Origin of the sequence: Pseudomonas sp. FSL R10-1350, assembly GCF_009600525.1 — a bacterium.
Lineage (GTDB): Bacteria > Pseudomonadota > Gammaproteobacteria > Pseudomonadales > Pseudomonadaceae > Aquipseudomonas > Aquipseudomonas helleri.
In genome coordinates, this window is record NZ_WIVR01000182.1 from 1 (window position 1) to 520 (window position 520).

Genomic DNA, 520 nt, shown 5'->3' on the forward strand with positions numbered 1-520 from the left:
CCCCCGACGTGAACAATCTTACCTTTTCTAGCCCTGATCTTTCCAGCTTTTGCCAACTGAATAACCTCGGCCTGACTGCCACTGGACAACATCTTTGTGCAGAGCGCGCCGTCATCGAATGTCGTTTAACCAAAGCACCCGAGCCATGCCCCAAGTGCGGGGCTGCTGGTGTTTCACGCGGTACTGTCGATAGGCATCTTGCTCACACACCTTACGGACAACGACCAACCAGATTGCTGCTGCGTATCCGTCGCTGGCGTTGTGCTTGCGGCTGTTTCTGGCATGAAGATACAAACAGTGCAGCACCTCCACGTTCAAAGCTTTCATATGGGGCGATACGCTGGGCATTAGCTGCCATCGTGCTGGATCATCTGTCGGTATCTCGTGTTGCGAGCCAGCTTGATGTTGCATGGCACACCGCTAATAATGCCATTATCAACGAAGGACGGCGCCTGCTTTTTAATGACTCGACACGTTTTGACGGTGTGACCGTGCTGGGCGTGGATGAGCATGTTTGGCG

1 pseudogene is annotated in these 520 nt (G+C 53.7%); it reads left to right on the forward strand.

The features are described 5' to 3' along the window. Positions 1-8 precede the first annotated feature (8 nt). Positions 9-520 (forward strand): annotated as a pseudogene (locus GHO25_RS25750) (ISL3 family transposase); the annotation flags it as partial.